Origin of the sequence: Chlamydia ibidis 10-1398/6 (assembly GCF_000454725.1) — a bacterium.
Taxonomy (GTDB): domain Bacteria; phylum Chlamydiota; class Chlamydiia; order Chlamydiales; family Chlamydiaceae; genus Chlamydia; species Chlamydia ibidis.
This window is the reverse complement of the sequence record NZ_APJW01000004.1, coordinates 1-23779: the sequence shown is the minus strand read 5'-3', so window position 1 is coordinate 23779 and position 23779 is coordinate 1. Positions and strand designations below refer to the sequence as shown.

Sequence of the window (23779 nt, the reverse complement as noted above, 5' to 3'; positions counted from 1 at the left end):
GCGATTATGGACACGCCTTTTATAGAGAGATATCAACCCTACTCTTACTTAAGAGAAAGACCTATAGAATCAGAGCGTCGTGTATCTCCTGCTGAGGTTGCAGCGGACTATACAAAAGTGAATGAAATTGCTCATCAGTTGCAAGTGTTTCAGGATTTATTAAAGGAAGCTAGTATTTTAGGCTTGCGTCAAGAATTAATAGATTCATTGAATCGTGAATTTCTGCAGAGTGGAGCAGAAATGGCTTTGCTTCAAACTACATTAGCTGAGCAGAATAGTAAGGAAATGCGTAAGCAAGAAAAGAAGGCATTTCAGGCACATTTTGATAAAGTATCTCCTAAGGCTTTGACAACAGCTCCTGAATTACATCCAGATGAAAGTGGTAATTCTGTTATTAACAAAATGCCCTTCCAGTCAGCTTTTGCTTACATTCTTTTAGATAAATATATCCCATCACAAGAATCTGCCCTATATGCTTTAGGTCAGGAACTTAATCTTTCTGGATATGCTCAGAACTTGTTTAGCCCCTTGTTAGAGGCTGTTAAAACGTTTAATTCGGCTCCCATTGTCTATAATTTAGGTTCCTATATCTCCCAAACTTCTGGAACGTCCAATTTTAAGTACGGATATCAAATGGTGAAAAACCGTTTTGAAGAAGAGCGGCTAGCATTGCGGAATGATATTAAGAACGCAGAGCAAGCTACCGTATTGTTGGGTAAAATAATCAAAAATATTAATAGTAATCCTAGCTTATCCGAAGCTCAGAAAACACAATTGGTAGAATCTGCAAATTCTTATATAAAAGAGTTGGAAATTTGCTTAGTGCAAATGAAGAAACTTATGAACAGTTTGAACAGTTTGGTGTTTATTCCAGGATCTTCAGTGTATGAGCCTTCGTATCAAATCATGGGGTCTGATTTTTCTGTTGTTGAAATTCAAACTCTTGAGGGTTTAGTTGTTGATGGTGAAATAGATATTGAGACTGGAACTACGAAAGGAGGCTTGCTAAACTTCTTTAATCAATGTCTATCAGATGTCCAAAATTATGGTGATCTAGCGCAAACTACTCAAATTATGTTAGAACTCCAGCTTAGAGCCATGCAACAAGAATGGAACCTAGTATCAGCATCGCTAAAGATTATGCACAATGTGTATAGGACATTGATTTCAGGTTGCCGTTAGAAGTGAAATCCTCCAGCTACATGAACAGCACGTTGGCATCCCCAGCGTCCTTCCACAGTATAGAAGAAGTTGTTAGATGGGCAACTTGTTGCTCCACAACAAAACATGACTCTACGGTAACTATTGATTTTGCGAACTTTGAATTTTAGATTTGTAAATTCGCTTTCTAAACGGTTGAAGCAGTCAGCTGGGGCCATGCGGGTAGTATTGCCCACCCCTACACCAATATAAGGAAGGATATAATCATTGACATAGGTAGTCATGCCTAAATGAGCCCCCCATTCTTTGTGGCTCATTTTCCCATTGGAATCGGCAAAAAACACTTCTGGGTTAGCCTGATTGTGTATGACAACGTAATCAATAGGACAGGCAGCATGACGATAAGATGCACTAGCCCCGATGAAGGATACACCATCTTTCCATAAAATTTTTCTTAGGCATAGATCCCAGACAAAACCATAATTGGTCTGCATTTCGATCAATCCATTAGTTGCTTGGGATTCCGTAGCCAAAGGCGAAGAAGTAAAATCTCTATAGGCATTCACGGGTAGACGGCAGTAGTCTTTCAACCCACCAATTTTGACTTCAAAACTGACGTCAAGTAACGGGATAAACACTGATGATATGTCTTGCAGAGAAATCGATGCGAATACGCAACTCACATTCGTACGAGAATTCGTAAGATCAAAGTCCATAGTTTTTTCTGTGGATATGACCTGAGTTGCTGGGCCTGAACCAGATAGAGTGGTCACTGAGGTAATAACAGGAACATCGCTAACTCTACTGCTTTCTGAAAAAATATAGTCTCCACAGAAACCCACTTTTAAACTACCAGCTAATGCCGCGAACAAATCATAAGATCGACAAAGCTCTAAAGCTCCCCAACCTTGTTGCTCAGGGTTTATTCCTGGAAGAACAGGAGTCGCAGGATTCCCTGCAGGCGTTGCATACAAGGAAGAAGAAAAGGCTCCAGATAGGGCTAAGAAAGACAAAGTTGCCAAACGTAGGCGCTTCACCAGCTTGCTGTTCATTTAGTCGATGGCCTTATTTACTGCATGTGATAAACACACCTTTATCAAATGACAAAAAAATGTACAAATGAAAAGTCCTTCAGTGGTGATAAGATATTAAAGATACTCTTCTTTAGTATTCCTTTGTAAAAGCGTAGCAATGGCTTCTTTAAGATCTAAATTCTCATAGAGTACACGATAGATGCCAGTGGTAATTGGCATTTCAATTTTATGGTGTTTGGCAATCTGATGAGCCGATAGCGCGGTATAGGCGCCCTCAACTACCATGCCAATTTCTGCTTTAGCTTGCTCGAATGTACGTCCCTCAGCAATTAATTTACCAAATCTCGTGTTTCTACTTAGGGAAGAAAAGCAGGTTGTACACAGATCTCCAAGTCCTGCAAGTCCGTAAAGGGTATCGGGGCGGCAGTCCATAATTGTTGCAAGCTTTCGAATTTCGTGAAGACCTCGTGTCACTAATCCAGACTTGGCGTTATCACCAAATTGAAAGCCATCTGAAATTCCACAAGCTATAGCAATAATATTTTTTAGGGCTCCTCCTAAAGCTACTCCTTTTAAGTCGCTATTCGGATAAACACGAAATTTTGGAGTAAGAAAGGCTTGATGGATTTTCTTCAAGGTATCTGAATTATAGGCACTAATTACTACTGAACACGGACATCCCTTTAAGACTTCTCTTGCAATGGACGGACCACTTAAGTAACCAAGATATTGTGCTGCAGTTTTACCAAAAACTTCTAGGCAAATTTCACTTAGAAGTAAGCCGGTATCTTGTTCAATCCCTTTAGATGTTATAACAAATGGCACTTGTAAGTTTGTAATAGCCCTAACTTGTTCAGCAACTGGACGAATTCCCGCTGATGATACACCTTCTACAATCATGGAAGCCCCAGAAATAGCTTCCTGCATATCTGTGGTGAATGAGAGATTTGGGTGAATAGGTATGTCGGGAGCTAAAGGATGGCGGGCTTTTGTGCGAAGTTCATCAACTAAATCAGGGTTGCGTGCCCAACCTACAACACGAAAACCTTTATTAGCTAATAGAGAGGCAAGACAAAAGCCCCAAATTCCCATGCCTAGATAGGCAATTTTTTCTTTCATGAAGCCTCAAAAAATGGTTCCTCGAAAAACGCTTTATTTTCCCAGTGTAAGGAAGTAGAGGTTGAAGGATAATAGAAATCAGCTTCTAATTCAAATGTTGTGTTTGGAGAAAGTCGTTTTCCGGTGACCTTATGGAAGATTTGTCTTTCTCTTGCAGATAATGCCTCACGCACAGTTGCTAGGCTATAATTCCCTTCAAGGTTTTTTAATGGGGCAAAGCATTCTTGTCGAGGATATACAAGTGTTCGGCATCGCTGGCTATAACGAAATAGGTCAAAGATAAATTCTTCAAATTTCCATGAATTTTTTTCTGAGCAATGGGGAGTATCTAAACGCTTGGCATATTTATACGCTTTATATAGAGGAAGCTCTTTATGAGCAGCTCCAGCAATGAAGTCCATAGAGAGACAATAGAGACCAATATTTGCAAGACAGTATTTTAATGTATTATCAGGATGAGTTGCGTAGCGTTCATCTATTGGAATTTCCGAATACTCTATTACTGAGGTTTTACCAGAATCATATGATTCTACAAGAATACCCACATCCTCAATAGCTGTTTGGCGTAAAGCAGCTTTTATAGTCACATCATTGTTTTCCATAGCATGAAAACCGCAAAGCTCGACATCAAAAGGGAGAGCAAGAGGATTATCAATAGGAATCACGCTTACCATTTCTATGCCAGAGCTGTGCCATTTATTCCATAAACCGGATGTACACAATAAGGTTGCTAAGCAACCATTACCATTAGGGCCTAGAGCAAGTGTATCCACATCCTCTAAGAAGAGGTCTCCATCTTTGGATAGGAGAGGCCATAAAGGCTGACAAAAAAAATCAACCTGATGAGGATCAAGGCCGAAATAATCATTAGACTCAAAGTACGAACGCGTTTGTCTATTATTTAGTGGAGAAGTCATAAAGGCTAACGGCAAAGGCTGATTTGCCAGCTTACTGGCAGCACAAACTTTTTCCGCAACCAATTGAAATAAGGGTTTTTTCTTAAGGGGTGAGACTGGGAAAAGTCCCTTTGGTCCATCGCACTTTAAACGAGAACCTTGACCTCCAGCAAGAACTACGCAAGCTACTTTTTTCTTTTCCAACAACTTTGTCCCTATTTCACTTCTTTTAGGATCTTCTCCAGAAGAACCAAATGAAGTTAAAGGACGAAAAGATTTTAGACAGGATTTAGGTGTTTTAACTAGTAGGCGTTGCTTGTTGAAAAATTCAACATCAATAGAGGTTATTTGGCTAGAGAGTCGTTGTTGTTGTTTGGGAGAAAGTGTGGGCCAGAAATCTAATAAATGTTCTTGATTAATTGATTTGAGTTTTTCTTTGAGTGGGGACATTTCCAAAATAGACGGAAAGATTACAGAGTCGGTCATTACAGCTAGCCTTGCGTTCCTATCTCTTGATGTTAGAATACTTATTGTTCCTGATCTTTTCGATAATTTTTCTGCGATTAATTAAAGCGAGTAATTTGCTTTGATGTTCTTTACATATTCTGCAGTAGGCATTGTGTTGTTTATAAATAGATGACTGTAATGTTTGCAAGTGTTCTAAAAGCCTATCGTAGTGTTCAATGTTATTCCTATATAAAAAATGTTCCTCACGTAACTTAGAGGTATATGTTATACGTGTTTGTATATGCTGTAAGTGATCTAATAGAAGTTGATCTTTGTTTTTGTCTAAATAGAAATTAGACGATGCATGATAAATTCTCGTTTTTAGAACAGTTATGAGATTAGTTAGCATGCGACTCATTATCAACCAAATCCTCCAATTGTTTTAGAGTGTTCTCTAAGTAGCAGTAATTTGATAATGGTTGGGAAAGAAAAGCTTTGATGCTAGGAATCAATTTAACAGCATCATCGAGATCTTTATCATTCCCAGGTGTATACGCACCGAGTTGAATAATATCCAAAGCTTCTTGATAGATTTTTAAAAGAGACCTTAGTTTTTCAGCGGCTGCGTAATGATGAGGAAGAGCTATACTCCGTGCAGACCTAGAAAGACTGGAAAGAATATCAATAGGAGGAGAGGTTAGGGATTTACCGCGGTTGGTTAGGAAAAAATGACCATCTAATAGTGATTTCAAATAGTCTGTAAATATATCAGGATGATCAGGATAGTATAGTATGGCATAAAGTGCTGTGATCGATCCACAGTCATTATTGCCAGCCCGTTCTATAAACTCTGCAACGTGATGAAAAACTGAGGCTGCATAGTGGTGTGCAGCTAATGTCTCTCCTGTTGCTAGGGCCACTTCTTGCAGGGCTGCAATCCATCTTGATAATGAGTCCATGACAAATAAAACATCATTTCCCTGATTCCGAAAATATTCTGCAATGGTCATAGCTGCTCTGCCAGCAATGACCTTTGTTGGAGCTGTTTCATGAGCCGGAGAAGCTACAATAATTGTTCGTTTTTGTTCTAAATCTGATTTGTGTTTTTCTATGTACTCACGTACCTCTCTACCTCTTTCACCAATAAGTGTTATCACGTTAATAGTTGATTGAGCTCCTAAAGCAATGGCAGATAGCAAAGAAGATTTACCGCTGCCTGGTTCTGAAAAGATGCCAATTCTTTGACCTTTCCCCAATGTCAGAAATGCATCGATAGCTTTGATTCCTGTAGGAAAGATATCTTTGACAGGTTTCCGTGTCATTGGTGCAGGAGGAGGGGAAATCAGTGGTTTTAAGTGAGTTTTGGGTAAGGGTTCTTTATTATCCAGGGGGTTCCCAAAAGCATCAATAACACGTCCAAGTAAATGGTCTGATAAATGTAGTGAGGGAGGGCGTCGTAATGGTAAGACTTCTGCACCCAGAGTTACACAATACATAGGAGACAAAGACATTAATAACGTCGTTTGGCTATTAAATCCTATTACTTCTGCAAGGATGTCAGGATGGCGCAAAGAGGAAATTTTGCAAAGCTCACCCAAACATGCTGATAATCCTTCAGCTTCCATAAGATTTCCTGAGACTTTTGATAAAAATCCACAAGCGCGATAAGGTTGCCAATAATTAAGCTGAGATTTTTCGTAATTTAGGTGTGTCATGTTGTTAAAACAGAAAGCAAATGATCTAATTCTTCTCCTATTTCTTGTCTTAATACTCCAGAGGGAAGCACGAGCTTGTAACTAGATTTTTTACAAGAAATATCAGAGAGAAACTCTACATGTTTGATCATTGGAAATTCATGTGTTACCATCCAGTCACTAAGTTTTTGATGATCATCGGGATGAAGGAAGACTTTTATAGGTGATAGAGATTGTAGAGTAGTATGCTGTTGAAGCGCTGCAGACAATAGTAGACTAAGTTCTTCTGTATCGTCCAATTTGCGGTACAAAAATTTCTCACAAGTCAGAATCGCTAGTTCAAGAAGATCAGGTTTTAGATGATGAGTAATTTTTTCTATTTCAGAAAGCATGTGAATAGAAAGCTTCCTGAAAATCTGAATCAAAGAGAGAAGCTCTTGAAAAGCTTCCTCATGGCCAGAGATACTGCCTTCCAGAAAACCTTGTGAGAATCCATCGTCCCAATCTTTACTTTTGGGAGAGTCTTGAGTATCTGAAAGAGAACCAGGGGGTTGGGACGTTGTCACAATGCATACCTAATTCTAATTATTGTTGTATTTCCAATACTTGTTTTTGAGTCGATTCTGGTAGTTGTTTAAAGAGTTCATCAGCTTTTTTAGGGTCTAGATATGAAAGTATTAGAGCGATTTTTTCGGGCGACTCTTTTTGTAAGATCTCTACCAGCTTCCCTATATTTATTCCTCGTTTTATTTTTTTGGGATCTTTAGGGATAGCTTCATATGCATAACTAGCAAGATAAAAACTCGCCAGTCCTACAATCGCGAGGCTAGACAATAAAACCATTCCACCAATGATAAACTGTAATATGAGAGTCCGGTTTGTCGTATCCTTAGAGAATGGTAAGATTTCTACTTGTACTGTATTCCCATTATCCAATGTTTGATTTATGTAATTAAGAGAGTGTTGTAAAATTCTCTCTCGTTTATTTTTTTGCAGACTATTGATGTAATTCTCGTTAATTAAAAATTGTATTATGGGCGAGCCCTCTGTGTTTAAGTGAAGCAAAGTGAAATGTCGTTGCGGTAACAGTTTACTTAAGTATTCCTTTGCTCGTGATAAACTTGCTGGGTTCGGATATGCAATATTGTCTGAATAGATCTGTCCAAAATTATCAGACAGAGTGATATGCTCTTTTTGCAATCCATATACACTACTTACAAGATAATCTATAATAGACTGGCGAAGAGATGGAGATAAGACTGCATCTTTTTTAAGAGTGAGAATAGCAGAGAGTTGGGGAGAGACTTCTTCTTCTTCTGATAAGGATATTGCTACTGTTGCATTGGCAATTGGTTCAAAGTTAGTTAAATCTTTCTCTAGTTGTTCTTTTTTTACTAGAGATTCTAAAAGTTTTGGATTGCCAACTTGTGTTAATTTAAACCAACTAGTTGTTTTCTTTTCTGATTGTGGGTAAGAGGAAGAAAGAGATGACGTTGGTGTTTTTCCTAGAAAAATAGTCAGCCCTAATCCTCCAAGAGCAAAAAAATATAATGGAGAAATCCTCAATAGTGAGAACTTCTTTTTTAAGAATTGAAGAAACACGACCATCCTCAGGAAAAATAATAAAATATTAATGAGATTCTTAACATTTCATTACTCTCTATCAAAAAACATGAATTCTTGACAATTCTCTAGCAATAATAGCCAATTAAGATTCACTGGTATTGCTTATATTAGTGGAAAAGTTCAAAGAAGATTCATTGACCCTAATTTGTAGCTCAGGATAAACGTGGGTGCGAAGCAGGTAACCTATTGAGTTCAAAGTAGAACCTATAGCAGAAAAACATCCTGAACAGTTTCCAGAGTAGGCAATTGTTACAATATTATTTTCTAGATTTTCTATAACCACGCTTCCACCGTCTAACGCTACATAGGGAAGAATTTTCTCTTCAGTTGTGTTCCTAAGAGCTTGTATTTTGGCTTCTTGTGATAAAGAAGTCCAAACTTCCTCGGTGAAAGGGTGCGCATCTTCTGATATGTTAGGAAACGTGCCTTCTTGAAGAGGGAGCGAACCATCTGCTAAAGGAATATCCATGCATTGTTCTGCTGCAATGTCTAAAGCATCAATGATGAAATGGTACAGAGGAGAATAAGTATCTATTAACGCGGGCTTATTTTCTTGAACGCGCAGCTCTTTATCTATGTCATTGATGGTAACATTGTAGGCTTGTGCGTAAGTCTTCCCAATAATGAGATTGCAAGTGATTTCAGCCAAAATAAGAAGATAGGGATGACCAAAGTATTGAAACTTCGCATCAATGATTTTTCCATTTTCTTTATCAACTAGCCAGAAAAAAATTACACAGTTCCCCATGAGATGGTGCCCTTGCTTCCCAATAATTAGGTAGGCATTTTTAGTTTCTGCATCTTCAGAGGAAAAACTACCTCCGCAATAGAATTTTCGGAATTTTTTGATAACTTTAGGAGGGGCTGCTACCCAAGAAGCAATTGGTTGGAAAGGTATTGTCATAGCGCACTCGCAATAGCTGGTTGTAAGTGTTTAGTTCCTTCAGAAATAGCTCGTGCTAAGATGGAGAAGTGATCTGGTTTAGTTCGTTCCGTAAATGAAAAATGGAGAGAGGAGTGACAGAGAGTAGGAGACACTCCGCAGTTTTGGAGAACTTGCGATAAGGGTTGGAAGCGTTCATACCCTAATCCCGGATAGATGCTTTGTTGATGTAAAAAGAACCCAATACTCTCTGTAGGTATGTTTGGAAAACCAATCACCATTACATTCGGAAGCTGGTTTTCTAAATTAGGGAAAAGGATTTCTAAATTAGGAATAACCGTTTTTAATTCCCTGGATAACGCCATACGTAAGTTTACCGAAGACAGTATTAAAGAAGAAAGAGAGGATGCTCTTTCTTGACAAGCTATTTTCATTGCCGCGACTGAGCTTAAACATAAACTTCCACAAGGAGATTCAGGTAGCCAAAGAGAGAAAAATTTACTCAAAGATTTTTTTATAAACATGCCTCCAATGTTCCCTATTCCTCCTAATGCTAAGGATGAGAAGGTTAATATATCGGCGTTCAGTATTTGGTTAGTTAATTTTGCTCGTCCCAGAATATCAGAAAGATCAACATGAGAGATGACTCCGCGTTCCTTACACAAGGACAATAAATCCTTTAAGGGTTCAATAATTCCTGTCATTCCATTTGCCGCTGACAAAGAGAACAGCAATGTTCTCGGAGTTAAGCTTTCTATAAGTTGTTCCTGAGTGATCCTACCGGAATTATTTACTGTTACCCAGTCATAAGTTGTCCCTAAACCTTGACGACGACATAAAGCATCGATGCTATATTGCTGGTCATGAGCGGGGACTAAAAGATGATTTCTGCCTTGGAAAGCTGAGGAATTTTCCAATAACGAAGCTACAATGATTGCTGTGGCATGAGGAAAGTGAGGGACAAAGCGAAAAACGTGAGTGGATTCCAAACAGCCCGTTAGCTTACGAGCTGCTTCCTCAGTTTCGTGAAGCAGTCGTAAGGGTGATGAAGATGATGACGAAAAAAGATCAGAATATGTTTTAAAACTTTCTTTGACTTCCTCAGAAGGAGGGATTGCTTGTTGATTATTCAACCAAACGGTTCGAGACATCGTTCGAATCTGTTGCCTGTCCATGAGTACACCATAGGTTTCCCAGTCGGTAATTCCAAAGAGAGTACCTCGTCTTCGCTTAATTTTTCTATATCCATGATGAGAGAACGTAAAGAATTACCATGCGCTGATATAAACACATTTTTGGAATCTTGTATTAGAGGCAGGATGGTGTTCTGAAAGTAAGGAAGAGTGCGTTGCTTGGTATCGTACAGACTTTCTCCTCCGGGAGGGGCAACATTATAGCTACGTCGCCATATTTTAACCTGTTCTTCTCCAAATTGTTCAGCAGTTTGTTGTTTATTTTTTCCCTGCAACTCCCCGTACATCCGCTCGTTTAAGGCACTAGAACGATATACAGGAATCATATATTTTTCTTCGTCGCTATAAATTTTACTCATACTTTTATGGAGGTCATCTTCATGGACGATATAAGGAACTTTGCCCGAAATATGATGCGTCATAGCCAATAGGGCTGTCATCAGACTGCGTACAAGGGTAGATGTAAAAATATAATCAATAGGTAAATGTTTGATTATTGCCCCAGCGGACATAGCTTCGTCTATTCCTTTCTGAGTCAGAGGAACATCAACCCATCCTGTAAAAAGATTTTTTTCGTTCCATGCAGATCTACCGTGACGTAATAAAATGAGAAGGCTCATAGTCTCCTAAAACATAAGCTTGAGAAGTTAAGAATAAGCACAAAAAAACTTTTGTCTAGGACATTTTTTTTAATTACAAAGAAAAGTAGACCACTATTTATGTCCTTAGGCAAAATATATGCATCATGTGGAGTGTGTTATGCCAAAAGTACGCCTGAATAAATTTTTAGCTTCTGCAGGAGTAGCTTCAAGAAGGAAATGTGATGAAATTATTTTTTCAGGAAATGTAACAGTGAATGGGCGCGTCGCCCCGGGGCCTTTTCTTCTTGTTGATGATCAAAAAGATACCGTTAAAATTGCTGGACAACGTGTAGGGGCGACTAAAAAAGTCTACTTTATGGTACACAAGCCTCTTGGTTATCTGTGCTCATCGGAAAAAAAATTCCCGGGTACTAAGCTTGTTATTGACTTGTTTGCTCATCTTCCTTACCGCGTCTTTACTGTGGGGAGACTCGATAAAGAGACTTCAGGGTTAATTTTAGTGACTAATGATGGTGAATTCGCTAACAAGATCATCCATCCTTCCTACGGGATTACTAAAGAATATCTGTTGAAGGTGAGTAGGGATGTTACTGCAAAAAATCTCGAAGATCTCATGGAAGGTACTGTTATTGACGGGAAACGAGTGCGTCCAGTTTCTGTTTCTAAAATTCGCAGAGGCACGATAAAAATTGTAGTAAATGAAGGGAAAAAGCACGAGATTCGTTTGTTTGCAGAAGCAGCGGGCTTACCTTTGTTAGAGCTAAAGCGTATCCGTATTGGCAGTTTAGTCCTAGGAGGATTACGCTACGGAGAATATCGTGAACTAACGGATGCCGAACTTCTTACATACCTTTAGTGATTAGTTGCTTTTTTATTAGTTATTAGTCATACCAGTTACTATGGCTTTACTTGTTTTTGTTTTGTTGATCGGTATTCTCTGTGGCGTTCTTATTGGAGCCTATTGTCAACTTTATTATCTAGTGAAGAATATAATGTTATCTTGGTATGCACTTACTGCGCATGCTCTTGCAAAGAGGGTAGCTTTATCACTACTTGCTTCAGACGAAGTGCGGCAACCTTTATCTCGTGAGATAGAGTTTTTAGAGACCTATCGTAAAATGTCTTGGAGAAAGTTCTTAAAATATAGTTACGATATTCTTTTTGCTTTTAGTGAAATGGAGCAAGCTCTATCCGCAAAGTTGGAAATAGTTATTAGTTCTTTAGATAATATGCACAATAGTAATAACGATATTGTAGGTGTTATTGAAGATTTCTGGGCACGAGATAATTTATTTGCTTTTGAGACAGCGGCTTATGAACAGGCTGTTGATAAGTATCTAGCAAAACGTACGCAGATTACTCTTTGGCCTGTAGCTTTTTTATTCCGATTTTTTGATCTTCCGGTGATCCGTTTCCAGAGGTAATAATACACCTAAATTCTCCTGAATACTCCGTGTAGCATAATATATTAGTCGAGATTGTATTTGCTCAAGATTGACAGGTTTCTCTAATGCTATAGCTAATGATGTAGCAGGTTGATCTATCTGAGACAGGTCTTCGTGTGATGTATTGCCATTAATGCCAATACCTAGGATAACTCCTAGGAAATTTCGTACAGGAATAGTTTCAGTAAGTACTCCAGCAAGTTTTTCCCCTTTTATTAGTACATCATTCGGCCATTTAATAGTCCCACCAACTATCCCTAACTCATTAACAAGGCTTAAGACTATTGTTGTGCCCATACGAAATAGCCTAGAGGAATCAATACCTGTATCTGTAATAAAAAAACATAACGATATAGTAATATCATTATGTGTTGATATCCAAGATCTCCCTATTTTCCCTCTCCCCGCAGTTTGATTTTTAGTAGAGATGACGGTCAGGGCGTATGGAGGTAAAAATGGTATAAGTTTTTTTGCAGTTATATTAGTAGACGAAGTTTTCGCTATTTCATAATAAATTACTTTCATATTTTATTTAGATTTAAAACTCCTAGAATAAGTGCAGGTATTATGAGCAATATGAAGTATTTAAGCTATGTCAATTCTTGGGTATTTGCAGTTGTTTTCATGCTTATGATGTTGAGTATTGTTGTTATTTCATCTATGGATCCTTCAGCAATGTTAGTAACATCATCAAAAGGGTTATTAACATCTAAAAGTATAATGCAAATTCGTCACTTTATTCTAGGATGGATGGCGTACTTTTTATGCATGTATCTTGATTATCATAAGTTAAGAAGTTGGGCATGGGTTTTATATTTTTTAATGATCCTTAGTTTAGTGGGTTTGTTTTTTGTGCCAGCTGTTCAAAATGTGCATAGATGGTATCGTATTCCTCTTATTCATCTTAGTGTTCAGCCTTCAGAGTACGCTAAACTTGTTGTTGTTATTATGTTAAGCTATACTCTCGATATTAGAAAATCAGTTATTTCGTCTAAATCTACCGTACTAATAGCTTCTTTCGTTGTAGCTATCCCATTTTTTCTTATCTTAAAGGAACCTGATCTAGGTACAGCATTAGTCCTATGTCCTGTAACTCTTGTGATTTTCTATTTGGGCAATATCCATCCCCCATTTGTTAAGTTTTGTGCATTATGTGCTGCTTTAGGGATGCTTGCATCTCTACTTATTTTTTCTGGGATTATTTCTCATGAGAAGGTGAAACCTTATGCTCTGAAGGTAATAAAAGAGTATCAATATGAAAGGTTGAGTCCGTCAAACCATCATCAAAAAGCTTCACTTATATCTATAGGCTTAGGAGGGGTAAAAGGTAGAGGATGGAAAGCAGGAGAGTTTGCGGGAAGAGGATGGTTACCTTATGGGTATACGGATTCTGTATTTCCAGCATTAGGAGAAGAATTTGGTTTACTTGGACTTTTAAGTGTCCTTGGTTTGTTCTACTACCTTATTTGTTTTGGTTGTCGTACTGTGGCTGTAGCTGTCGATGATTTTGGTAAATTTCTCGCTGCAGGAATCACTGTACACTTGTCAATGCATGTTCTTATTAATATCAGTATGATGTGTGGTTTGTTGCCGATTACTGGAGTTCCTCTAGTTCTCATTTCTTATGGAGGATCTTCAGTAATATCAACAATGGCTTCCTTAGGGATTCTTCAGAGTATTTATAGTCGTCGGTTTGCAAAGTATTGACTATTTAAGCAATCGAAGTGCGTTCAAACCAACAACAATCGTACTGCCCTCATGAAGGATTACGGCAAGCCAAAGAGGAATCATACCCAAAGATGCTGGCCAAGAAACAAGAAAAATTACTGCTAAAGCTAAAGCTAGGTTCTGGGATACGATTTTCTGGGTACTTTTTGCTTTTTGGATAAGCCATGGTAGTGAGGATAATGCATCATTCAAAAGAACAACGTCTGCAGCTTCTACTGCAGTTGCGCTTCCCGCTTCTCCCATTGCAATTCCAACGGTAGCTTGTGCCAGAGCAGGAGCATCATTAATACCGTCACCAACCATGAGAATATGACGATTTTTTGCTAGTTCACGTACTTTATCAAGTTTGTCATCAGGAGATAGATCAGAGAATACTTCTGTAATTCCCAATACTTTTGCTGTGTTTTCCGCACTAACACGATGATCTCCTGTCAACATACTCACTGGATAACCAGACTTCTGCAACTCTTCAATAATTGCTTTGGCATTGGTGCGAGGGACGTCTTTAAAGTAAAATAGCGCGCAGGAAGAATTAAAATAAGCAAGGGAACAGATTTCTCCACGTTGCCTTGCAGAATTAACTCGATCGGTTATTTCATCGACATATTTTTTATCTACACTTTGTAGTGCGGTAGATACTTTGCCAATGAAAAGTTTGTTTCCTTGAAATATTCCCTGAACACCATGACCAGGAATTGTTTGGTATGTATCTGCAGGCAGAGAAATTATTTGTTGTTTAGTTAGGTATGTAACAATTGCTTCAGCAATAGGATGTGAGGAAGATTGCTCCAGAGATAGGATTAAAGAGAAAAAGTTAGGGTGGCTCGGACCTATTAGGTCGCAACCCATACAAGTGAGCTCCCCAGTTGTTAGTGTTCCTGTTTTATCCATAACGATAGAATTGCATGATACCAAGCGATCTAAAACAACCCCACCTTTGAGTAGAATACCATTCTTAGCGCATGCATTTACAGCACTAAGATATGCTATAGGAATCGCAATAATTAGAGCACAAGGTGAAGCTGCTATCAAAAAAGCTAAAGCTCTGTAAAACGCACTATTGGGACCAAAAAAAGGAATAGAAGAAAATAGAGGAACTAAAATCGCAATACTCGCAGAAATAGCGAAAATTGCTAGAGTATATATCGAAGCATACTGGTCTAGTCTCTTTTGTAATCGGGGTTTAGAATTCTGTGCTTGTATAACCAAATTAATGATGTGAGAAATAGTTGAATCTGCTCCAGTTCTTAGTACCTTGAGATCAAAACTTCCTTCTAAATTGCGCGCCCCAGCGGGGACAATGGAACCAACTTGACAAAACTTTGGTACCTTTTCTCCTGTCAAATGCATAAGATTAATTGAGGAACAACCATGAGTAATCACGCCATCCAAAGGCACTATCTCTCCACTTTTGGTTCTAATCACATCTCCAACTTGTACTTGAGATATCGGTGTTTTTTTTAGATTTCCATTATCTAAAACGATCCATGCCATTGTGGGAGTTAAATTTTTCAGAGATACTAGGGTACTTCGTGCTTTCCCTGAGACCATTAATCCCAGAGCCTCTGAGAATGTAAACAGTACTAGAAGAAGAGCGCCCTCCAGGGCTCCATCAATGAAAATAGATCCGAATGCTGCTGAGGTCATCAGGATATCAATGTTTATGGTCTTATTTCTGATATCATCTAAGGATTTAATTACTGCAGGAGTCCCAGCAAGGAAAAATGTTAACACAATGAAAAGTCTAGAAATAGCTTCAGACCCGAAAAGAGATCCTCCTAGAGAAATAAGATACATAACTAAGGCAAGGCAAGCAGACTTTAAAGAAAGATTACGACTTAGGAGTCTACTCTTGGGAGATAGCATCGGGCTGCTATCTTCTGACATTCCTGATTCAAAAAAAGTGTCCAATACTTCTGGTGAAAATGGAGTAGAAAATAGCCGTGAAAACACTTGATTACCTACATATTACAACAATTTTACTAAAGCTAAAGTTATGCTGATCGAAGTAAGAAAGATACCTACTACCCAAATAGACTCAGTAATTACATCGTTATTCAAAATTTTAGCTTTTATTACTGACAGGGACAGAATAAAGAGAGAGGAGATGATCCCGGCGACAGTATAACTTGCACAAAGTACAAAAGGTAAGAAAAGGACTAGCCCTATAATGCCGCCTAGGAAGCGTGTGCCTCCTTGTTTTAGGGGATGCGGAAAATCTTCGATAGAGATATGTAATTCTTCACGAATCATGGTATCTAAGAGCAAAGTTGAATCTGAAGCTATGTAATCAACAATACTTTCTAGCAAGTCACCTTTAAATCCATGGTTAGCGTATATAGCTTTCAACTCTTGACGCTCTTGTAAGGGATTGGACTCTATTTCTTTTTTTTCTTGTAACATGCACCGGTGTGAAAGCTCCATATAAGACCATGCTTTTTTAGCTTTCAAACATCCTCGATAAAAAACCCAACCAATCCCTAAGGATAGCAGCATTTTTTTCCCTATGTTATGAGACATAGGGGTACAAAAAAATAGAGAGCGAATGAAAAATAAAAATACTCCCGTTGCGAGGGCGTCACTGGCTAAATGGTAAATAAAACCCTTGATTGTTGTATGAGGTTCGCCTATGCAAACTTTATTCTTGTCCTTTACAGATTTTAAATGATTCTCTGCAGTTTGAGATTTGAAATGATCATGAGACTCAGTTTGCATGGGTGTTATCCTTGACTCAATGAATTCGCCTTATATTGCCTCACATCTTTGGAATTTTGCAACAACACAAATATGCCTAGTTCTCTATCCTTTAGAATTTAGGTGCGAGTGTCAGCTATTGTAACTTTTCTTGGCCACCGATGTATTTGCGGAGGACTTTGGGAATAATTACAGATCCATCTTGTTGTTGGTTATTTTCCAAAATCGCAACTAAAAGACGTGGAGTTGCCAGTCCTGATCCATTTAGGGTATGAACAAAATGCAGTTTGCCTTGTTTGTCCTTATACCGAGTTTCTGAACGACGAGCTTGAAAGTCTGTACACTGAGAAATGGATGAGACTTCATAGAATGCTTGCTGTCCAGGTAACCAGACCTCAGCGTCTATAGTCTTAGCGGCAGTGAAAGACATATCCCCAGTAGACAAGAGTGATAGGCGATAGGGGAGTTCAAGCTCCGTTAGAATCTCTTCAACAATTGCTAGCATTTTTGTATATGCGACATCTTCTTGTTCTGGTGTCGTGAATGCAAACATTTCTACTTTATGGAACTGATGAACACGAACAAGACCTCGTTCTTGTGAACCGGCTGCACCAGCTTCCCTACGAAAACAAGGGGTAAAGGCAGCATAGTACAGAGGCAAGTCTTTTTCGTTAAAAATTTCTTGGGAATGGAAGCCATTAAGAACTACTTCTGCTGTCGGGATAAGGTATAAAGATTGATCTCCATCTTCAACTCGGTAGTATTGCCCATCAAATTTAGGAATCTGCCCAGATCCAAAAAGGATATCCCTTTTTACAAGAAGAGGGGGAAGCCATAATTGAAATCCATGAGCCTGTTGTTTATGCATTAGATAGGTTAATAATGCCCATTCCAGTAAAACTCCCTGATTTTTATATGCAGGCCAGCCAGATCCTGTTGTTTTAGCAGGTAGTTTGAAGTCCAGAATATCGAGCTTCTGGTTTAGATCAAGATGATGTTTAGGAGCAAAAGAAAACGATGGAACAGCTCCTACTGTCTTAATCACTCTGTTTCCAGATTTATCTGGACAAACAGGGACATCATCGTATGGGTAGTTTGGCAAACGGACCAGCAAATCTTGTAGTAAAGAATTTTTTTCATGTAGTTGCTTGTCTAATTCGCTTAACTTTTCAGAAATACTTTCAACTTCTTTTACTAAATTCTCGCAGTTGTGTTCTTGAGACTTAGCTTTGTAAATTTGTGCTGATAAATTTTTTCGTTGAGCCTGCAGAGTTTCAGATTCTGTCTTTAATTGACGAACAGTTTTGTCTAAGTCAAGAATAGGAGTTAAAGAAATTTTAGGATCTTTCTTACGAAGACGGGATTCACATTCTTCAGGTGCCTTGCGTATTAATTTTATATCCAACATTCTTGTATCTCTTTGAATCAGATTTTTGTCCAAATGAAGTATATGGAAGATTTCTCTGACCAACAACTATTTTTTATGCGTAGGGCAATAGAAGTAGGAGAAAAGGGGAAAATTTCTGCACCTCCCAATCCCTGGGTAGGCTGTGTCATCACTAAGAATAATAAAATTATTGGAGAGGGATATCATAGAGCACAGGGTGAACCTCATGCTGAACGCAATGCTATTCATTCTGCCACTTCCTCACTAAAAGGAGCGCATGTTTACGTCACTCTAGAACCTTGTGCTCACTATGGACATACGCCACCTTGTGTAGATTTACTCGTAAAAAGTAAGGTCGCAGCTGTGAATGTAGCTGTTATAGACCCGGATGAGCGTGTTGCAGGATCAGGAATTGCTAAACTACGCAAAGCAGGGATTGTAGTGCATGTAGGAGTGGGAAGAAAAGAAGCAGAAGATTCCCTTCGCTCGTATCTTTACCAAAGAGAACATAAGCAGCCCTGGGTTGTCATCAAGACGGCAGCCTCTATTGATGGCCAAGTTTCTGATCAAGATGGGTGCTCTCAATGGATTACATGCAGTAAAGCCAGAGAAGATGTTGGTAAGCTGCGAGCCTTTTCTCAGGCAGTTATCGCAGGAGCGGACACGATCATTTCTGATAACCCATATCTTACAGCAAGATATCCGGACGGCAGTTTATATCCTAGACAACCGTTGCGTGTAGTTTTGGATAGTAAAGGCAGAGTCCCCTTAGATTCAAGAATATTTCATGGCCCTCCCGAATCCTTGTATGTAACAACAGAGGCATGTCCACTGGTACATCTAGAAAGTATAAAAAACTTAGGAGTATCTACTTTGGTAGTAAAACGCACCCCGTCTGGCGTAGATCTAAGTGAAGTCTACTCTCATCTTGCTAAGCGTAATATATTGCAGATTCTTGTTGAAGGCGGCTCAACACTACATACTTCATTTTTAAACAGCGGTTTAGTACACTCTCTCGTTCTTTATCACGGTAATAAAATTCTTGGTAATCAGCGTAAACCTATTTTTAAGGACTTAGGATTGCGTCTAAATTCATCTAAATCTTTTTATATCCACAAAACCGAAATTATAGGAAATACTTTAAAAACTAGTTGGTATGCGTCAGACCTTTATCCTCCCAACGAAACTTGAAGTGAAAATGAGATTGGATTAGCCTATTTATAGATGCTATGCGGACAAATCTTTAAGCTTTCTTCTTTTCAATTTCATTTTAGAGTATGGTTGCTTTTTAATTACGTATTTCTTTGCTGTATCTTAATTACATGATTTAATGCATTCCTCTCTTTTTGATCGTTTAGAGGGTATGTTAAGGAGGGATTTTTAGTAATGCACAGTAATAGTCACTCTCCTGAGAAACAAAATTCAGGTTTTGTTTCTATAGGCCAGGCCGTAGCTGACATTTCACAAGGTAAATTTGTCATAGTTGTTGATGAAGCTTCTAGAGAAGATGAGGGAGATCTAATTCTCGCTGGAGAAAAAATTTCAGTTGAAAAGATGAGTTTTCTTCTTAGGCATACTACTGGGATTGTTTGTGCTGCTTTAGAGCCAGAAAGATTAGAGGCATTACAATTGCCTCCCATGGTGAAACAGAATCGCTGTCCATTTCGCACAGCGTTTACCGTTTCTATAGATGCTGCAAAAGGAGTAACAACCGGAGTCTCTGCAGCAGATAGAACAAGGGTGGTTGAATTATTAGCCGATCCTCGAAGTACTGCTGAAGATTTTGTACAGCCTGGGCATTTCTTCCCTTTGGCAAGTGCTCCAGGTGGTGTGTTAAAAAGAGCTGGGCACACTGAATCTGCTATGGATTTGATGCGTCTAGCAGGTATGCAACCGTGTGGAGTCCTCGCAGAACTTGTGAATGAGGACCATTCTATGATGCGACTTCCTGAAATTTTACAGTTTGCAAAATTACATGGAATTTCTGTCATATCCGTAACTGATTTGATTGCTTATCGCATGCTTTCAGACCGTCTTGTTAATCGCGTGTCTTCAGCGAGACTGCCTACTGATTATGGAGAATTCAGTATACATGTCTATGAATCTGTACTGGATGGGATGCAGCACATCGCGCTTGTCAAGGGAGACGTGTTTGGAAAACAAAATGTTCTGGTTCGCGTACATTCAGAGTGTTTGACCGGAGATATTATGAGTTCTATACGCTGTGATTGTGGCCATCAATTACGAAGTGCTATGAAATATATAGCACTAGAGGGCGAGGGAGTCATTGTCTATCTTCGTGGTCAGGAGGGCAGAGGCATAGGTTTAGGGCATAAAGTTCGTGCGTATGCTCTACAAGATTTTGGATATGATACCGTAGATGCTAACTTGAAAATTGGTTTCCCTGTAGACTCTCGTGAATATGGTATCGGAGCTCAGATTCTTGTTGATCTAGGATTGACAACGATTAAATTGATAACACATAATCCTAACAAGTATTTCGGTCTTCAAGGGTTTGGATTGGAAGTCGTAGACAGAGTGGCTTTGCCGGTGAAAGTATCACCAGAAAACAAAGCGTACTTACGAACGAAGAAAGAGCGTATGGGGCATTGGATAGATTTATCTCATGCTGAGCATGTTTAAGAAAACATTCGAGGATGGTATGAAAGAACTTCAGGGAAGTCTATCTGCAAATAGTTTACGTATAGCTATTGTAGGTTCTTGTTTTAATGGCCCAATAGCTGATTCTTTGGTTAGTGGTGCACAAAATACGTTTTTAAAATATGGCGGAAGCGAAGAGATGTTAACAACTATTCGAGTGCCAGGAGCTTTTGAAATTCCTTGTACTTTGAAGAAACTCCTTATTTCAGGAACTAAATATGACGCGATTGTTGCATGTGGTGTATTAATTCAGGGAGAAACTGATCACTATGATCACATCGCTAATCAGGTTTCTGCTCAAATTAGTGCGTTGTCCGTCGAATTCTCTACACCTATCATCTTCTCAATAATCACTGCCCCCAATGTAGATTCTGCATGGCAACGAGCAGGCATCAAAGGGACGCATTTAGGTAATTCAGGAATGATGACAGCTATCGAAATGGGAACACTGTTTTCACAGTTATAGGCAGACTGCTACATTAGCTAAAAGGTAATACTTACACTTCCATTAAGATGGATGCGCACAGCTATATTTTCAGAACTAAGATCTAACCCGCCGCAAGAAACAGCTGTTTCTGAGAAATCTAGAACGGTTCCTTGTGGAAGCAGTTGCTTTTGTAACATTTCTTTCTGTGTGCGTAAACCTTTAACAATCAATCCTAGTGTTGTAGAATAAATTTGTCGTGCTCGGCTCTCTAGAGTTGCTGTTCCTGAAACTAGATTAGCTTGTGAGATTGCTGAAATTAGATTGGGAAGGCCACGAATTTCTAGAGAAATAAGCTCGCCTTGAGGTGTACAAAAAGTGTTAATTAGAGTTTCTGCTTCTTCTAAAGGAAGGCCTTTAAAACTCGATGTAAGGTTAGCAACTTCATTGGAAGGCAGTTGCATTAAGGTTGCTAATCTTACTAAAGTCATATCGGTTCTTGAAACTCCTTCCAGGCCAAGACGATTGGCTCTGTAAGTAAAGTATCGTGAAAAAGCTTCCTCCACAGTTGCATGCTGTTGTAGCATAGCAAGGAGGGGACTGAAATTATGATAAAATTCTTGAGAGCAGGACTGAGTGCCGCACATATCTAATGAATAGAGATACAAATCTAGAACGATCAATGAGCGTTTCGATCTACCAACTGAAAGAAGTTGTGTCGTTGGCATGCTAGATAGATTCATCAACATATTATAATTTGCCATACGACGTAGTGAGAAAAATACTTCCTTTTGTTCAGGAGAGAGACGGGAAAAAGAAGGACTCAAATCTGGGAATGTACGTAAGACGTGCATAGCTTTAGTATAAAATCCATCCAGATGCGACTCTGAAAAGTAGGGCTTGAATGTGGCCGCAGCTTTGACAGAACAGCCAATATGTCTCAAAACAATCGCAGTTTCTAGGATTTTAAGCATATCGTCAAATTGCTTTGCAGAATTCAAAAAGTGGATAAGTTGTCTATGGACAGACTGAAATTGTTTGAAAGTAAGACGATCATCAGTCGTATACAACTGTGATAGTTGAGTGTATGCTTGACGGGAGCCCTGTATAAACAAGTGTAGGGTAACCATGCTTCTAAGAGCTATATCCAAAGCTGGCAGCTGCTTTCCGAATAAAGCAGGAGAAAAAACACTACCAAGAGGATTCTCTAAAGTATTAGATAATGGAGTGGGTTCGGTAAGCCACAGGAGTTCAGGATATTGGCGCAACTTAGACTCAATCCAAGCATCGGAGCCAATTTTTAATTTGCTAGAGAGGGATGTTGTCGTCGAAATAGTAGAAGGATAGCTCATAGCTGCATAAGTATTGTAAGGAATACTTAACGAACAGAGTCCTATACAAACAATACTACGAAATTTAAGGATTTTTAACATACGATCCTCTGACGGCCAATTTTGTGTTAAATTCTCTTAGCAAATAGCTGAAACGGAACCTACTTTTGATAACAAAATGCCCAATAACAAATCAACTTGAGAAACTCAAGAATCATTTCTAGGAGACGCGTTAAAAGTTTATTTACATATATGATTTAGTTTTATAAAGATCTTGGTTTTATTATTAAAATAACTATATTTCTAATATTTTTATTCTATTTTTGTTATAATATTATAAATTTTATTTTTAACTTTATAACAAGAGATGAAAAACTTTATCTATAAGTATAGTTTTGGTGGTTTACTTCTGCTTACTGGTTTAAGCAGTTGTTGTTTGAATCCATGTGGGTTTTATGCATCAAAAAACTCCAAAGACATAAATAACGAATCTGCTATACTTGGGGAAAGTTCTAAAAAACCCAGAAACAATAGGGAATATTCACGTCGTTCGCGTAGGTTGTTTGCGCGACGTAATCGATTTAGTAGGAAGGACACGCATCAAGTGCAGGTTAACTTTAAACAGTATACAGATCAGATAACAGAGCAGGACAAGAAGGATATCTCCTTTGTTGTAACTGCTGCTGCTGAAAAGTCTTCTGTTTCGTTGGCTATGTCGCAGGGCGAGATTATGAGCGCGTTATCCCGAGTTCGCGAGATTCATCCTTTGGCTTTACTAAAGTTCCTTGCTGAGCATCCCTCTCTTATTGAAGGAATCAAAAAGATGCAAGGGCGTGATTGGATTTGGAACATGTTCATTACTGAGTTGAGTAATGTTTTTTCCGAAGCTGCTACTAAAGGCGTGATCACTCAAGATGACATTGCCGCGTTTGCTTCCGCTCTAGGGCTAGATACCGGGTCCGTGTCCACCATTGTGCACGGGGAAAGGTGGCCTGAGCTTGTTGATATCGTAGTATCTCAACCTTCTTAAGATCTCCGAAATAAGGCTTCCTTTCCCCTAAGAACGAGGATGGGAGGCCTTTAGCTGTTTGCTATCTAGCTTTCCAAATAGGAACAAAACAAATAGCAGCGAGAGAGATAATGTTATATTTTCTAGAATACCTAAATAGTGTTTGTATATCGTTTGGTGTTTTCCCGATAATCCTATTGTTGGGTGGCGCATTGACGTGGAAACTTCGTGGCTTACAATTTTCTTCTCTCCGTTTGGGGTTTAGTTTAATGTTGAAAAGCGAGGAAGAGCATGGCTCTGTTCAAAGTGGAAAAATATCTCGATATGAGGCAGTTGCAGGCATTTTAGCTGGCAATTTTGGTACCGGGAATATTGCAGGTATGGCTATAGCGATTACATGTGGAGGGCCAGGAAGTTTGCCTTGGATTTGGCTAGCAGCTTTACT

At 38.8% G+C, this 23779-nt stretch carries 23 protein-coding genes; 9 read left to right on the top strand and 14 right to left on the bottom strand.

What is annotated here, in order from left to right:
• The first annotated feature begins 3 nt into the window (after positions 1-3).
• Entirely contained in the window at positions 4-1182 is a 1179-nt protein-coding gene (locus H359_RS04715; protein ID WP_407918998.1) for a CT620/CT621 family type III secretion system effector, read from the top strand.
• Here the strand turns inward: H359_RS04715 and H359_RS04710 are convergent.
• From H359_RS04710 to H359_RS04665, 9 genes are all read right to left on the bottom strand, one after another.
• Positions 1179-2213, bottom strand: a complete 1035-nt coding sequence (locus H359_RS04710) for an outer membrane protein B (protein WP_020370611.1) — start codon at positions 2211-2213, stop codon at positions 1179-1181. The genes H359_RS04715 and H359_RS04710 overlap by 4 nt on opposite strands.
• 96 nt (positions 2214-2309) lie before the next feature.
• On the bottom strand, positions 2310-3314 hold the full coding sequence (locus H359_RS04705; protein WP_020370610.1) for an NAD(P)H-dependent glycerol-3-phosphate dehydrogenase: 1005 nt from the start codon (positions 3312-3314) through the stop codon (positions 2310-2312).
• Positions 3311-4696 carry a UTP--glucose-1-phosphate uridylyltransferase gene (locus tag H359_RS04700; protein WP_020370609.1) on the bottom strand — a complete coding sequence of 462 codons (1386 nt, stop codon included), beginning with the start codon at positions 4694-4696 and terminating at the stop codon, positions 3311-3313. The genes H359_RS04705 and H359_RS04700 overlap by 4 nt, the downstream gene beginning before the upstream one ends.
• Before the next feature lie 359 nt (positions 4697-5055).
• Positions 5056-6372, bottom strand: a complete 1317-nt coding sequence (locus H359_RS04690) for a FliI/YscN family ATPase (protein ID WP_035392227.1) — start codon at positions 6370-6372, stop codon at positions 5056-5058.
• Complete coding sequence (locus H359_RS04685) at positions 6369-6917, bottom strand: FliH/SctL family protein (protein ID WP_020370607.1); 549 nt, start codon at positions 6915-6917, stop codon at positions 6369-6371. Before H359_RS04685 ends, H359_RS04690 begins: the two co-directional genes overlap by 4 nt.
• A gap of 19 nt (positions 6918-6936) precedes the next feature.
• The gene (locus H359_RS04680) at positions 6937-7953 is read right to left on the bottom strand and encodes a secretory of YscJ/FliF family protein (protein WP_020370606.1); all 1017 of its coding nucleotides are present in this window, start codon (positions 7951-7953) and stop codon (positions 6937-6939) included.
• Positions 7954-8059: 106 nt separating this feature from the next.
• Positions 8060-8881, bottom strand: a complete 822-nt coding sequence (locus tag H359_RS04675; protein ID WP_020370605.1) for a NifU family protein — start codon at positions 8879-8881, stop codon at positions 8060-8062.
• The gene (locus H359_RS04670) at positions 8878-10035 is read right to left on the bottom strand and encodes an aminotransferase class V-fold PLP-dependent enzyme (protein ID WP_020370604.1); all 1158 of its coding nucleotides are present in this window, start codon (positions 10033-10035) and stop codon (positions 8878-8880) included. Before H359_RS04670 ends, H359_RS04675 begins: the two co-directional genes overlap by 4 nt.
• Complete coding sequence (locus H359_RS04665) at positions 9990-10673, bottom strand: 2,3-bisphosphoglycerate-dependent phosphoglycerate mutase (protein ID WP_020370603.1); 684 nt, start codon at positions 10671-10673, stop codon at positions 9990-9992. The genes H359_RS04670 and H359_RS04665 overlap by 46 nt, the downstream gene beginning before the upstream one ends.
• 139 nt (positions 10674-10812) lie before the next feature.
• Here H359_RS04665 and H359_RS04660 point away from each other — a divergent pair, with 139 nt between their 5' ends.
• Together H359_RS04660 and H359_RS04655 are read left to right on the top strand one after the other, a co-directional pair.
• The gene (locus H359_RS04660) at positions 10813-11511 is read left to right on the top strand and encodes a pseudouridine synthase (protein ID WP_020370602.1); all 699 of its coding nucleotides are present in this window, start codon (positions 10813-10815) and stop codon (positions 11509-11511) included.
• Between the two features lie 43 nt (positions 11512-11554).
• Positions 11555-12079, top strand: coding sequence for a hypothetical protein (locus H359_RS04655; protein ID WP_035392225.1), 525 nt, complete (start codon positions 11555-11557; stop codon positions 12077-12079).
• Here H359_RS04655 and H359_RS04650 read toward each other — a convergent pair.
• Complete coding sequence (locus tag H359_RS04650) at positions 12035-12625, bottom strand: biotin--[acetyl-CoA-carboxylase] ligase (protein ID WP_020370600.1); 591 nt, start codon at positions 12623-12625, stop codon at positions 12035-12037. The two genes, H359_RS04655 and H359_RS04650, sit on opposite strands and share 45 nt — an antisense overlap.
• 42 nt (positions 12626-12667) lie before the next feature.
• Here H359_RS04650 and H359_RS04645 point away from each other — a divergent pair, with 42 nt between their 5' ends.
• The gene (locus H359_RS04645) at positions 12668-13807 is read left to right on the top strand and encodes an FtsW/RodA/SpoVE family cell cycle protein (protein WP_035392223.1); all 1140 of its coding nucleotides are present in this window, start codon (positions 12668-12670) and stop codon (positions 13805-13807) included.
• Here H359_RS04645 and H359_RS04640 read toward each other — a convergent pair whose 3' ends face one another.
• From H359_RS04640 to serS, 3 genes are all read right to left on the bottom strand, one after another.
• Positions 13808-15781: a cation-translocating P-type ATPase gene (locus H359_RS04640; RefSeq protein ID WP_020370598.1), complete on the bottom strand. Its 1974-nt coding sequence runs from the start codon at positions 15779-15781 to the stop codon at positions 13808-13810.
• Between the two features lie 15 nt (positions 15782-15796).
• A complete protein-coding gene (locus H359_RS04635; protein ID WP_020370597.1) occupies positions 15797-16543 on the bottom strand; it encodes a VIT1/CCC1 transporter family protein in 747 nt (248 codons plus the stop codon).
• A gap of 115 nt (positions 16544-16658) precedes the next feature.
• Positions 16659-17930, bottom strand: a complete 1272-nt coding sequence (gene serS / locus H359_RS04630; RefSeq protein WP_020370596.1) for a serine--tRNA ligase — start codon at positions 17928-17930, stop codon at positions 16659-16661.
• A gap of 42 nt (positions 17931-17972) precedes the next feature.
• Here serS and ribD point away from each other — a divergent pair, with 42 nt between their 5' ends.
• From ribD to ribH, 3 genes are all read left to right on the top strand, one after another.
• Positions 17973-19100 (top strand): bifunctional diaminohydroxyphosphoribosylaminopyrimidine deaminase/5-amino-6-(5-phosphoribosylamino)uracil reductase RibD, encoded by a 1128-nt coding sequence (ribD, locus tag H359_RS04625; protein WP_020370595.1) that lies wholly within the window; start codon positions 17973-17975, stop codon positions 19098-19100.
• Positions 19101-19295: 195 nt separating this feature from the next.
• A complete protein-coding gene (locus tag H359_RS04620) occupies positions 19296-20552 on the top strand; it encodes a bifunctional 3,4-dihydroxy-2-butanone-4-phosphate synthase/GTP cyclohydrolase II (RefSeq protein WP_020370594.1) in 1257 nt (418 codons plus the stop codon).
• Positions 20553-20571: 19 nt separating this feature from the next.
• Entirely contained in the window at positions 20572-21036 is a 465-nt protein-coding gene (ribH, locus tag H359_RS04615) for a 6,7-dimethyl-8-ribityllumazine synthase (RefSeq protein WP_020370593.1), read from the top strand.
• A gap of 17 nt (positions 21037-21053) precedes the next feature.
• Here ribH and H359_RS04610 read toward each other — a convergent pair whose 3' ends face one another.
• Positions 21054-22346: a hypothetical protein gene (locus H359_RS04610; RefSeq protein ID WP_238318219.1), complete on the bottom strand. Its 1293-nt coding sequence runs from the start codon at positions 22344-22346 to the stop codon at positions 21054-21056.
• A gap of 346 nt (positions 22347-22692) precedes the next feature.
• On the opposite strand from H359_RS04610, the gene H359_RS04605 reads away from it, so the two are divergent.
• Together H359_RS04605 and H359_RS04600 are read left to right on the top strand one after the other, a co-directional pair.
• The gene (locus H359_RS04605; RefSeq protein ID WP_020370591.1) at positions 22693-23355 is read left to right on the top strand and encodes a hypothetical protein; all 663 of its coding nucleotides are present in this window, start codon (positions 22693-22695) and stop codon (positions 23353-23355) included.
• Between the two features lie 110 nt (positions 23356-23465).
• A partial coding sequence (locus H359_RS04600) for a Na+/alanine symporter (protein ID WP_040434106.1) occupies positions 23466-23779 on the top strand: 314 nt, incomplete at its 3' end.

Excerpts from the sequence above, each read along its gene's own strand:
- H359_RS04710 (WP_020370611.1), bottom strand. The coding sequence starts at position 2,213 with ATGAACAGCAAGCTGGTGAAGCGCCTACGTTTGGCAACTTTGTCTTTC.
- H359_RS04705 (WP_020370610.1), bottom strand. The coding sequence starts at position 3,314 with ATGAAAGAAAAAATTGCCTATCTAGGCATGGGAATTTGGGGCTTTTGT.
- H359_RS04700 (WP_020370609.1), bottom strand. The coding sequence starts at position 4,696 with ATGACCGACTCTGTAATCTTTCCGTCTATTTTGGAAATGTCCCCACTC.
- H359_RS04690 (WP_035392227.1), bottom strand. The coding sequence starts at position 6,372 with ATGACACACCTAAATTACGAAAAATCTCAGCTTAATTATTGGCAACCT.
- H359_RS04675 (WP_020370605.1), bottom strand. The coding sequence starts at position 8,881 with ATGACAATACCTTTCCAACCAATTGCTTCTTGGGTAGCAGCCCCTCCT.
- H359_RS04670 (WP_020370604.1), bottom strand. The coding sequence starts at position 10,035 with ATGGACAGGCAACAGATTCGAACGATGTCTCGAACCGTTTGGTTGAAT.
- H359_RS04665 (WP_020370603.1), bottom strand. The coding sequence starts at position 10,673 with ATGAGCCTTCTCATTTTATTACGTCACGGTAGATCTGCATGGAACGAA.
- H359_RS04660 (WP_020370602.1), top strand. The coding sequence starts at position 10,813 with ATGCCAAAAGTACGCCTGAATAAATTTTTAGCTTCTGCAGGAGTAGCT.
- H359_RS04655 (WP_035392225.1), top strand. The coding sequence starts at position 11,555 with ATGGCTTTACTTGTTTTTGTTTTGTTGATCGGTATTCTCTGTGGCGTT.
- H359_RS04650 (WP_020370600.1), bottom strand. The coding sequence starts at position 12,625 with ATGAAAGTAATTTATTATGAAATAGCGAAAACTTCGTCTACTAATATA.
- H359_RS04645 (WP_035392223.1), top strand. The coding sequence starts at position 12,668 with ATGAGCAATATGAAGTATTTAAGCTATGTCAATTCTTGGGTATTTGCA.
- H359_RS04635 (WP_020370597.1), bottom strand. The coding sequence starts at position 16,543 with ATGCAAACTGAGTCTCATGATCATTTCAAATCTCAAACTGCAGAGAAT.
- serS (WP_020370596.1), bottom strand. The coding sequence starts at position 17,930 with ATGTTGGATATAAAATTAATACGCAAGGCACCTGAAGAATGTGAATCC.
- ribD (WP_020370595.1), top strand. The coding sequence starts at position 17,973 with ATGGAAGATTTCTCTGACCAACAACTATTTTTTATGCGTAGGGCAATA.
- H359_RS04620 (WP_020370594.1), top strand. The coding sequence starts at position 19,296 with ATGCACAGTAATAGTCACTCTCCTGAGAAACAAAATTCAGGTTTTGTT.
- ribH (WP_020370593.1), top strand. The coding sequence starts at position 20,572 with ATGAAAGAACTTCAGGGAAGTCTATCTGCAAATAGTTTACGTATAGCT.
- H359_RS04610 (WP_238318219.1), bottom strand. The coding sequence starts at position 22,346 with ATGAGCTATCCTTCTACTATTTCGACGACAACATCCCTCTCTAGCAAA.
- H359_RS04605 (WP_020370591.1), top strand. The coding sequence starts at position 22,693 with ATGAAAAACTTTATCTATAAGTATAGTTTTGGTGGTTTACTTCTGCTT.